Annotated in this window: 10 protein-coding genes and 1 pseudogene; 9 read left to right on the top strand and 2 right to left on the bottom strand. The window is 73.7% G+C overall.

Annotation, left to right across the window (positions count from 1 at the left end; genetic code table 11):
* Nucleotides 1-36: 36 nt before the first annotated feature.
* From ACFVX6_RS34390 to ACFVX6_RS34405, 4 genes are all read left to right on the top strand, one after another.
* Nucleotides 37-468, top strand: coding sequence for an OsmC family protein (locus tag ACFVX6_RS34390; RefSeq protein ID WP_327255655.1), 432 nt, complete (start codon nucleotides 37-39; stop codon nucleotides 466-468).
* 138 nt (nucleotides 469-606) lie between these two features.
* Nucleotides 607-2,067, top strand: a complete 1,461-nt coding sequence (locus ACFVX6_RS34395) for an alkaline phosphatase PhoX (protein ID WP_389698221.1) — start codon at nucleotides 607-609, stop codon at nucleotides 2,065-2,067.
* A 434-nt stretch (nucleotides 2,068-2,501) separates the two neighbouring features.
* On the top strand, nucleotides 2,502-3,422 hold the full coding sequence (locus ACFVX6_RS34400; RefSeq protein WP_389698235.1) for a polyphosphate kinase 2 family protein: 921 nt from the start codon (nucleotides 2,502-2,504) through the stop codon (nucleotides 3,420-3,422).
* Nucleotides 3,423-3,439: 17 nt separating this feature from the next.
* Nucleotides 3,440-4,378 (top strand): polysaccharide deacetylase family protein, encoded by a 939-nt coding sequence (locus ACFVX6_RS34405; RefSeq protein ID WP_389698223.1) that lies wholly within the window; start codon nucleotides 3,440-3,442, stop codon nucleotides 4,376-4,378.
* Nucleotides 4,379-4,395: 17 nt separating this feature from the next.
* On the opposite strand, the gene ACFVX6_RS34410 is transcribed toward ACFVX6_RS34405, so the two are convergent.
* Nucleotides 4,396-4,596, bottom strand: a complete 201-nt coding sequence (locus ACFVX6_RS34410) for a hypothetical protein (RefSeq protein ID WP_243331418.1) — start codon at nucleotides 4,594-4,596, stop codon at nucleotides 4,396-4,398.
* Between the two features lie 21 nt (nucleotides 4,597-4,617).
* On the bottom strand, nucleotides 4,618-5,292 hold the full coding sequence (locus tag ACFVX6_RS34415; RefSeq protein ID WP_389698225.1) for an AIM24 family protein: 675 nt from the start codon (nucleotides 5,290-5,292) through the stop codon (nucleotides 4,618-4,620).
* Between the two features lie 71 nt (nucleotides 5,293-5,363).
* Here ACFVX6_RS34415 and ACFVX6_RS34420 point away from each other — a divergent pair, with 71 nt between their 5' ends.
* The 5 genes and pseudogenes from ACFVX6_RS34420 to ACFVX6_RS34440 form a co-directional block, all read left to right on the top strand.
* On the top strand, nucleotides 5,364-6,113 hold the full coding sequence (locus ACFVX6_RS34420; RefSeq protein ID WP_389698227.1) for an aminoacyl-tRNA hydrolase: 750 nt from the start codon (nucleotides 5,364-5,366) through the stop codon (nucleotides 6,111-6,113).
* 130 nt (nucleotides 6,114-6,243) lie between these two features.
* Nucleotides 6,244-7,656: a DUF692 domain-containing protein gene (locus tag ACFVX6_RS34425; protein WP_389698229.1), complete on the top strand. Its 1,413-nt coding sequence runs from the start codon at nucleotides 6,244-6,246 to the stop codon at nucleotides 7,654-7,656.
* Nucleotides 7,653-8,723, top strand: coding sequence for a TIGR04222 domain-containing membrane protein (locus ACFVX6_RS34430; RefSeq protein WP_389698231.1), 1,071 nt, complete (start codon nucleotides 7,653-7,655; stop codon nucleotides 8,721-8,723). The genes ACFVX6_RS34425 and ACFVX6_RS34430 overlap by 4 nt, the downstream gene beginning before the upstream one ends.
* Before the next feature lie 84 nt (nucleotides 8,724-8,807).
* Nucleotides 8,808-9,593, top strand: coding sequence for a TIGR04222 domain-containing membrane protein (locus tag ACFVX6_RS34435; RefSeq protein ID WP_389698233.1), 786 nt, complete (start codon nucleotides 8,808-8,810; stop codon nucleotides 9,591-9,593).
* An 81-nt stretch (nucleotides 9,594-9,674) separates the two neighbouring features.
* Nucleotides 9,675-9,923, top strand: a pseudogene (locus ACFVX6_RS34440) (hypothetical protein); the annotation flags it as partial.

Raw genomic sequence — 9,923 nt, forward strand, 5'->3', positions numbered from 1 at the left:
GGGCCGGCCGTTTCCACTTCTGCGAAGGGATCCACCATGGCTGGCGCCACCCGCAATGCACACGCCGTCTGGGAAGGCGACCTGTTCGAGGGCAAGGGCGAGGTCACCCTCGACTCCTCCGGCCTCGGCAGCTTCAAGGTCTCCTGGCCCGCGCGCACCGACGCGGAGGCGAACGGGCGGACCAGCCCGGAGGAGCTCATCGCCGCCGCGCATTCGAGCTGCTTCAACATGGCCTTCTCGAACGGTCTCGCGAAGGCGGGCAACCCGCCGACCAAGCTGACCACCTCGGCCGCCGTCACCTTCGTGCCGGGCAAGGGCATCACCGGCATCCACCTCACCGTCGAGGGCGAGGTGCCGGGCCTGGACAACGACGCGTTCGTCGCCGCGGCCGAGGACGCGAAGCAGAACTGCCCGGTCAGCCAGGCCCTGACGGGTACGACCATCACCCTCAGCGCGAAGCTGGCCTGACACCCGCCCGTCCGGCGCGGCCTGGATCGGCCGCGCCGGGCACCGGCGGCAGGGGACGGCGCGGCGGAGCCGACCCCACCGGCCACCCGTGGTACCACGGCTCGGTCCTCTGTCCTGACCCACCGCCGGGAGTTCCCCATGCCGCCCAAGCCGCCGATGTCCCTCAGCCGGCGCAGCCTGCTCGCCGCCGGTTCCATCTCCTTCGCCGGAGCGCTCGGCGCCCTCTTCGCCGGAGCCGGCCCCGGGTCGGGAGCGGGGTCGCGGGCGGGAGCGGGAGCGGAGCCGCGCAAGGGCGCGGCCGCGAGTACGAGCGCGGGTGCGCGTACGGCCGCCCCGGTCTCCGGCAACGGCTACGGCCCGCTCGTAGCCGACCCCGCCGGGCTGCTCGATCTGCCCGCCGGTTTCACGTACCGCGTCCTCTCCCGCGCCGGAGACCCGCTGCTTTCGGGCGAGGGCGCCGTCCCGGGCAACTTCGACGGCATGGCCGCCTTCGACGCCGGGCAGGGCCGCGTCCGGCTGGTGCGCAACCACGAGAACCGCACCACCGCCGCCCTGCGGGTCCCTCCCGTCGAGGGGCTCACCTACGATCCGTACGCCCTCGGCGGCTGCACCCTCCTCGACCTGGACCCGGCGGGCCGGGTCACCTCCGAGCGCGTCGCCCTCGCCGGCACCGCCGTCAACTGCGCGGGCGGCCGTACTCCCTGGAACACCTGGCTGTCCTGCGAGGAGACCGAGGACCGGGCGGGCACCGCCGGCTACACCCGCGACCACGGCTACGTCTTCGAGGTCGACCCCGCCGACCCCCGCCGCTCCGGCGCCGTCCCGCTCACCGCGATGGGCCGCTTCGCGCACGAGGCCGTCGCCGTGGACCCGTACCTCGGTGTGGTCTACGAGACCGAGGACGCCTTCGTCGAACCCTTCGGGCTCTTCTACCGGTTCCTGCCCGCCCGCCCCCTCGGCGGCCTCGGCTCCCTGCGCGCGGGCGGCGAACTGGAGGCCCTGCGGGTCCCCGGGCTGGCGAACCTCGCGGTGGTGGACGAGCCCGGGTCCGAGTTCCCGGTGGAGTGGGTCCCCGTGCCGGACCCGTCCGCGTCCGGGACCCCGATCCGGCTCCAGGACTTCGGCCCCGGCGGGATCACCCACGCCCAGAAGCTGGAGGGCTGCTACTGGGGCGACGGCGGCGTCCACTTCGTCTCCAGCTACTCCCGCACCCGCGAGGGCTCCCCCGCCGACCACCACGGCCAAGTGTGGTTCTACGACCCGCTGCGCGCGCGGCTCCGGCTGGACGTGGTCTTCGGCCCGGCCGCGGACGTCCAGCTGCCGGGCGACTCCCCGGACAACATCTGTCTGGCCCCCGACGGCGGCCTGATGGTGTGCGAGGACGGCGGCGGCGCGCAGTACGTCTTCGGCGTGACCCCGGGCGGCAAGGTCTACCCGATGGCCCGCAACGCGGTCGACGTCGGGAAGCCGGGGGCGCCGGAGTGGGGGGAGTTCGCCGGGGTCACCTTCTCCCCGGACGCCCGGACGATGTACGTGAACGCCTACACGCCCGGGACCACCTTCGCGGTGACGGGTCCGTGGCAGCGACCCCGACCTTGACCCGTACTGTCTTCCGGCCCGCCCCTACCGCCTTCCGGCCCGCCCGGCCTGGCCTTTCGTCACGTCGCGGTCCACTGCGTTGTGGTGGAGGATCGTATGGAGTCGACGGATCGAGGTAGGTAGCGGTGGCCAAGAAGGGCAGCAAGTCCGCCAAGGGCGAGAAGGCGAAGGCCGGGGCGTCGGCGAAGGCGGAGCAGGCCGAGAAGGCTGAGAAGGCCGACAAGGCAGAGAAGGCGGCCAAGGCAGAGGCCAAGGCGAGGGCCAAGGCCGGGGTGACGGCCGAGGCCGCCGAGGGTGCCGGCTCGGAGAAGCCCGCCAAGGCGCCGAAGGCTCGCAAGGCTGCCAAGGCCGATCCCGACACCGGGGCCGGCACCGGCACCGGCACCGCCGGGAAGTCGAAGTCCAAGCCCCTCTCCCTGCGCGAGCTGCTCCGCATCTCGGCGGAGAACTCCAAGGGTTCCAAGGGCGGCGCCCGCAAGTCCGGCGGGCACGGACACGGGCACGGACACGGGTACGACGCCCCCCTGGGCCCCCTGCTCCGCGTCCCCTCCGGCGAGCGCGTCGACCTCGGAGCCTTCCACACCGGAGCGACCCCGGCCGGTCCCACCGACAAGGCGGCCGGCGTTGCGGCCACCGCGCTGATGGGTGACCGGCTCGCCTCCCTCCAGGAGCGGCTCTACGCCGCCAGCACCGCCGGCGACCGCCGCCGCGTCCTGCTCGTGCTCCAGGGCATGGACACCAGCGGCAAGGGCGGCACCGTCAAGCACGTGATCGGCCTGTTCAACCCCTCCGGCTGCCGGATCAAGGCCTTCAAGGCGCCCACGCCGGAGGAGCAGAACCACCCCTTCCTGTGGCGCATCATGAAGGCGCTCCCCCAGCCGGGCGAGATCGGCATCTTCGACCGTTCGCACTACGAGGACGTCCTCATCGCCCGCGTCCGCGACCTGGTGCCGCGCAGTCAGCTGGGCCGCCGCTACGCGCAGATCAACCGGTTCGAGAAGTCCCTCGCCGACGACGGGGTCACCGTCGTGAAGGTCTTCCTCCACATCGGCTACGAGGAGCAGCGCAAGCGGCTCCTGGAGCGGCTCGACAACCCGGACAAGCACTGGAAGTTCAACGCGGGCGACATCGAGGAGCGCTCCGCGTGGCCCGCGTACCAGCAGGCGTACGAGCTGGCCCTGGAGCGCTGCTCCACGGACGCCGCGCCCTGGTACGTCGTCCCCTCGGACCGCAAGTGGTACCGCAACTGGGCCATCAGCAAACTGCTGCTGGAGCATCTGGAGGGCATCGCGCCGCAGTACCCGAAGGGTGACTTCGACGTGGAGGAGTGCCGCACCCGTCTGCTTGCCACATAGTCATATATTTTGCGTATGTGACCATCTCAGTGCGCAGGACGGCTGCCGTCGCGGCCGTAGCAGCTCTCAGTGCCGCCCTCGCCGCGTGCGGGGGCGGCACCGGTACGTCGGACGCCGACGGCCAGGCCCGGATGGGAGCCTCCGCGGCCCCCTCCGCTCCGGCCTCCGCCTCCCCTTCCACCGCGGGGTCCGCCGCCCCGCCGCCGAGCCCCCGAAGCAGCCCGCCGGCGACGCCGCAGGCCGGGGCTCCGGGCAAGGCGCCGACCATGGCTCCCGGTCCGGGCGGTCTGACCCCCGTCTTCGACCGCGCGAAGCAGCAGACCGACAAGACGGTGGCGCTGACCTTCGACGCCGACATGACCTCCGATCAGGGGCCGCGCGCGGCGGGCGGCGAGCACTTCGACAACCCGCAGCTGATCTCCACGCTGCGCACCCTCAAGGTGCCCTCGACGGTGTTCATGACGGGCCGCTGGGCCGAGGAGTACCCGGACCAGGCGAAGTCCATCGGCACGGACCCGAACTTCGAGATCGCGAACCACTCGTACAGCCACCACGCCTTCAAGTCCCCCTGCTACGGGCTCCCCACCCTCGACGAGGCCGCCGCCCGCGCCGACGTGGACCGGGCCTTCGAAGCCTTCCGCAAGGCGGGCGCGGTCAACACCGTCCCCTACTTCCGCTTCCCCGGCGGCTGCTACGACGACCAGGCGCTGCGGGCCATCTCCACGGCCAAGGTGACGGCCGTCCAGTGGGACGTGGTCAGCGGGGACGCGTTCGCGAAGGATCCCGACGCGGTGGCCGAACAGGTCCTGGCCGGGGTGAAGCCCGGCTCGGTCGTCGTCATGCACTGCACGCGCAGCGCCGCCCCGGTCACCGAGGAGGCCATCCGGAAGATCGTCCCGGAGCTGCGCAAGCGCGGCTACCGCTTCGTCAAGGTCTCCGACCTCATCGGAAAGTAGCCGGGCCCGCGCGGGAGTCAGCCGGAGCAGGCCGTGCGCTGCGCGTCCTGCCACTCGCACACCGGGCACAGCACGACGCCCGGTGTCGCGACCCCGTACTCGGTGGGCTTCCCGCACTCCACGCAGTCGGCGTAGGGCGGCCCGGCCACCCGCCCGGCGGGGGCCGCGGGGGCGGGGCAGTACGAGGAGTCGGGCGCGTGCTGCTCCGTCTGGTCCATGTGTACGAGCCTACTGCGCGGTCAGTGGGCGGCGGCCGACTCGGTGGCCTCGCTCGGGCGGACGATGACGAAGCCCTCGCCTCTGAGCTTCAGCTGGACGGCCTCGCCGGAGCCGCCGCGGATCATCGAGCCGACGGACTGGGACCGGTGCAGCGCCGCCTCCAGGCGGGCGCTCCAGCCGACCACCGCGTCGGTGTCCACGTAGACCGGGGCCTGCGGGGTGACCGGAATGATGATCGGGTTCCCGTCACAGACGACGGCGAGCTTTCCGGTGCCGGTGAAGACGCTGTTGAAGAGGCCGCCACCGACCATGCCGGCGCCCTTCAGCATCTTGATCTCGCAGCCGAGGGACGGGTCGAAGCACAGGACGTTGCGGCCGTTGACGGTGAGCGCGTCGCCGGGCTCGAACTCGATGACGAAGCAGTGGCCCGCCCGGTGCGCGAACCAGGCCTCGCCCTGCCCGCGTACGGACATCAGCGGGAGCCCCTCACCCGTCACGGCGCGCCTGAGCACGCCGCCGATGCCCTCCCCCTTGCGCTCGAACTGCAGGTTCCCCCGGAAGGCGACCATCGAGCCCTGCCGGGCGAGCACCTCGCCGTTGACGGTGTACTTCACGGACTTGGCGTTCTGCAGGGTCATCCCGGGTACGGCGGACGCCTCGGCCAGGTTCTCGGACGCGAACAGGTCACTCTTCATGGCGTCGATCCTCACCCGTTCCGGGCCCCTCGGGCATCAGCCTGGAGGCGGAGGCTGGCATCCTTGGCCGGATGAGCACCGAGGACACGCGCCACGACACCCAGGTACCCGCAGTCGGGTCCGACAGCCCCTTCCGGCAGGAGCGGATCGCCCGCGACGACGCACCGCAGTACGTCCTCCCGCTGGTGGTGCGGATCGAGAAGACGGAGCCGCCGGCCCGGACCGACGCCCTGGAGACGGCCGCCCGCGCCGTGCTCGTCCTGCTCACCGACGAGCGGTCGGCCGGCGAGGGCGAGTGGGCGGAGGCGGTCCGGGACTGGCAGGACGCGCGGATCCGCAAGGTGGTGCGTCGGGCGCGCGGGGCGGAGTGGCGCAAGGCCGGGACCCTGCCGGGCCTCACGGTGCACGGCGCGGACTCGGAGGTACGGGTCTTCCCGCCGGTCCCGCTCGACGGCTGGCCCAAGGAGCTGGCCAAGCTCCAGGTGTCGGGCACCGATCTGGACGACCCGGAGCCGGTCGCACCGGCGGAGGCCGGACTGCCGGTCCTCTGGCTCAACCCCGACCTGGACATGTCCGCCGGCAAGGCCATGGCCCAGGCCGGACACGCGGCGCAGCTGGCGTGGTGGGAGCTGACCGGTTCGGAGCGGGCCGCGTGGCGGGAGTCCGGCTTCCGGCTGGCCGTACGGACGGCCGCGCGCGAGCGGTGGACGGAGCTGTCCGGGAGCGGGCTGCCGGTGGTGCGGGACGCGGGGTTCACGGAGATCGCGCCCGGCTCCTGCACGGTGGTCGCAGAACATCCGGCGCTGCGGGCGCGGCTGTAGGGGGTGACTTGTCGATCAGGCCGGGCCGGGAACCTCAAATGTTGCTCTGAACGTCCCCCTGGGCGGGTTGGCCCGGCTCCGTCGGGGCCATGACATCGGCACACGGACCGATGAGAGGGGGCGAGGGGACATGAAGCCCATGGCACACCTGGGGGTGGGCATCGGCTGGCGGCCGGAGATCGCGGGGGCGGTGGAAGGCCTGCCGGGCTTGGACTGGGTCGAGGTGGTGGCGGAGAACATCTGCCCCGGCCACCTGCCCGAGTCCCTGCTGCGGCTGCTCGAACGCGGCGTCCGCGTGGTGCCGCACGGCGTCTCGCTGGGCATCGGCGGCGCCGACCGCCCGGACCCGGCCAAGCTGGCCGCGCTCGGGGAGCGGGCGGTGGCGCTGGGCGCTCCGCTGGTCACCGAGCACATCGCCTTCGTACGGACCTCCTCGGTGGCGCCGGGACCGGTGCTCGAAGCCGGGCACCTGCTGCCCGTGGCACGGACCCGGGACGCGCTGGACGTGCTCTGCGAGAACGTGCGGATCGCGCAGGACGCGCTGCCGGTGCCGCTCGCGCTGGAAAACATCGCGGCGCTGGTGTCGTGGCCCGGGGAGGAGCTCACCGAGGCGCAGTTCCTGACCGAGCTCGTGGAGCGGACCGGGGTGCGGCTGCTGATCGACGTGGCCAACCTGCACACGAACCGGGTCAACCGGGGGGAGGACCCGGTCGCCGTGCTGGACGGGATCCCGCTGGAGGCGCTGGCGTACGTGCACGTCGCCGGGGGCGTGGAGCGGGGTGGGGTGTGGCACGACACGCATGCGCATCCGGTGCCGGCCGCCGTGCTGGAGGTGCTCGCGGAGCTCCGGTCCCGCGTGGACCCGCCCGGGGTGCTGCTCGAGCGGGACGACGACTTCCCGGCCGACGCCGAGCTCGCGGGTGAGCTGGCCGCGATCCGCGGGGTGCTGGGCGGCCCTGCGGGGGCAGTCCCCTACCCGCCCTTCCACCGTCCCCCGGGCGCTGCCCGGACCCGCGCCTCAAACGCCGGCGAGGCTGGGATGGGGGCCTGGACGGGGGACGACCCCGACCGCGCCTCCAGCGACGGCGGGGCTGGATCAGGGGCCGGCGAAGCCGGTTCTGTGGTGGGGCTCGACGCCGTGCGGACGCGGGTCGGGATCGGGCAGGCCGCGTTGTTGTCCGCGCTGGTTGCCGGGACTCCCGTGCCCGAGGGCTTCGACCGACAGCGGGTACGCGTACAGGCGCGGGCGCTCGCGGCCAAGCGGGCCGGGGTCGTGTCCAAGCTGGCGCCCGAGCTGCCCGGGATCCTGGGCGGGGAGGACGCGTACCGGGAGGCTTTCCTCGGCTATGCCCGGCACCGGCCCATGACCGCCGGATACCGGCGCGACGCAATGGACTTCGCCGAGCACCTGCTGGTCCGGGACCTGCCCGCCGACCCCGCCGCCCGGCGCCGGCTCACGCTCTGGTGGCGGGACCGGGCCGGGGCCCGGCCGCCGGGCCGGGCCGTGCGCTGGGCCCGCGCCCTCGTGGGGAGGGCGGCGTGAACGTCTTCGACCTCCTCGCCGTGGCCGTCTGGATCGGCGTCATCACCTCCAGCGTCCTGCTCCTGCGCGGCCTGCGGCAGTCGCGGCCGCCCACCCTCGGCCCCGCCCCGCGCCTGCACGACCTGTCCGAGGCCGCCTTCATGGCCGGCGGGCCCGGCGCGGTGGTGGACGCCGCTCTCGTCTCGCTGCTCTGCGACGGCCGGATGCTGGTCGGCGGGCCCGGCATCGTCCAGGTACGGCCCGGGGTGCGGGGCGGCGACCCCGCCCAGCGGGCCGTGCTCCAGGCCTGCCAGGGCGCCCCGTCCGGGTGGCTCTACCAGATCCGCTTCGCCGCCATGCGGGACCCGGCCGTCCAGGAGACCGGTGACGCACTGGCCGCCCGCGGGCTGATCGCCACCCCCGGCGGCCGCCACCGCTGGCTGCGCCACGGGGTGATCCAGGCCGTGGTGTGCGGGGTGGCGCTGATCTTCTCGCTGCCGCTGTCCTTCGTCGCCTTCGTGCTCCAGGAGGGGGCCGGGTCGTTCCGGGTGCCGTTCATCGTCGAGGTGCTGCCCGTTCTGCTGGGCGGCATCGTCGTGGGCACCGTGGGTGCCTCCCGCGCCCGGCAGCGGATCACCCCGGCGGGGGCCGCGGCGCTGCGTGCCGTCCGTGCCCACTACGGGGCCGACCAGAGCCCGTACGTCCAGACCTCGCTGTTCGGGCTGCGGGGCCTGAGGGACCCGTACCTGCGCGAGCAGTTGGTACCGGCGGCCCGCGGGACCCGGCTGGCGGCGGCCCAGTCCCGTACGCGTTACGCCGGCTCGGGTTCCTCCTGGCAGTCCGGGGCCGAGGTGATCCCGATCGTCTGGTGCGCGAGTTCCGACGGCGGCGGATCCGGCGGCGGATCCGGCGGGTCGGGCTGCGGCTCCTCGAGCTCGGTCTGCGGCTCCTCCGGGAGCGGATGCGGAGGCGGCGGATCCAGTGGGTCGAGCTGTTCCAGTGGCTCCAGCGGCTCGAGTTGTTCCAGTGGCTCCAGCGGCTCGAGTTGTAGCAGTTCGTCCAGTTCCAGCTGTAGCAGCAGTTCCTGACCGTCCATCACGGGCCCGTCACGAGCTGCTCACACCTCGGCAGAAGCCTGTACCTGCAGGTTCCACATCTTGTAGAACACGGACATGTTCTGGGTCCTGTTCCTCCTCCTTGCCTGGGCAGGGCTGCTGTTCGCGTGCACCCGCCTCCTGCAGGCCGCCGGCGACCCGGCGGACTCCCTGCCGGGCACCGCCGCGCGCCACCACCACGACGAGCTGAGCCTGTACGAGGCCGCCTACCTCGCCGGCGGCCCGGAGCGGGTGGCCGAGCTGACGCTGCTGTCCATGCAGCGCCAGCGGCGGCTGCTGCTCGCGTACACCGGCTGGGCGACGGTGGTCGACCCGGTGGGACGCGATCCGCACGAGTGCTCGGTGCTCGGCGCGTTCGGCCCGGACGGGCAGGAGCCGGTGACCTCCGTACGGGCGGTCGCGGCGCGGGATCCTGCCGTACGGGCCCTCGCGGACCGGCTCGGGGAGGCCGGGCTCGCGCTGCGCGAAGGAGCCCAAGGGGAGATCGACGCGGGGATCCGGGCCGTCCGGCAGGCCACCGCACTGGTCCTCGCCATGGCGGCGGCCGCGCTGTGCGTACCCGATCCCGGGACCACGACCACGATGATCCTGTGCTGGTTCGCCCTGCCGCTGATCCTGGCGCTGGGCTGCCTGGCCATAGCCCGCGTCGAGGGGCACGCGCAGTCCGGGTGGGCCTCCCCCGCCGGCCGGCGGCTCCTCGTGGAGCTGGGGCGGGAGCGGGGCGTCCGGGGCTCGCTCACCGCGGTGGCCCTGCGGGGGCTGCGCGCGGTCACGGATCCCGAGCTGCGCGCGGCGCTCGCCTACGGCAGGCGGGGGCGGATTCCGCGGCAACGGGGGCATTGAGCGCGACACCGGCCGGTGGTCCTGTACAGGAGGCCGCCCACCGGATCTCATCGGACAGTCCGATGAGATGAGAGGCCCGCCATGCGCATGCCCCGGGTGCCCGCCACGGTCACGCTGGCCGCCCTCGCGCTGGCCGCTTCCCTGCCGATGGCCGCCGCCGGGGCCGCCGAGGCCGCTCCCCCGGGCCCGCCCCGAGTGACGGCGGGCCCGCCCTCTCCCGACCCGTCCACTCCCGGCCCGTCCACTCCCGGCCCGTCCTCTCCCGGCCCGTCCACTCCCGGCCCGTCCTCTCCCGGCTCATCCTCTTCGGGCCCCTCACCTTCCGACCCC

The organism is Streptomyces sp. NPDC058289, assembly GCF_042880975.1.
Taxonomy (GTDB): domain Bacteria; phylum Actinomycetota; class Actinomycetes; order Streptomycetales; family Streptomycetaceae; genus Streptomyces; species Streptomyces stoeckheimensis.

Coding starts and splice junctions, on each gene's coding strand:
- ACFVX6_RS34415 (WP_389698225.1), bottom strand. CDS start 5,292: ATGAAGAGTGACCTGTTCGCGTCCGAGAACCTGGCCGAGGCGTCCGCC.
- ACFVX6_RS34435 (WP_389698233.1), top strand. CDS start 8,808: ATGTTCTGGGTCCTGTTCCTCCTCCTTGCCTGGGCAGGGCTGCTGTTC.
- ACFVX6_RS34395 (WP_389698221.1), top strand. CDS start 607: ATGCCGCCCAAGCCGCCGATGTCCCTCAGCCGGCGCAGCCTGCTCGCC.
- ACFVX6_RS34390 (WP_327255655.1), top strand. CDS start 37: ATGGCTGGCGCCACCCGCAATGCACACGCCGTCTGGGAAGGCGACCTG.
- ACFVX6_RS34410 (WP_243331418.1), bottom strand. CDS start 4,596: ATGGACCAGACGGAGCAGCACGCGCCCGACTCCTCGTACTGCCCCGCC.
- ACFVX6_RS34420 (WP_389698227.1), top strand. CDS start 5,364: ATGAGCACCGAGGACACGCGCCACGACACCCAGGTACCCGCAGTCGGG.
- ACFVX6_RS34425 (WP_389698229.1), top strand. CDS start 6,244: ATGAAGCCCATGGCACACCTGGGGGTGGGCATCGGCTGGCGGCCGGAG.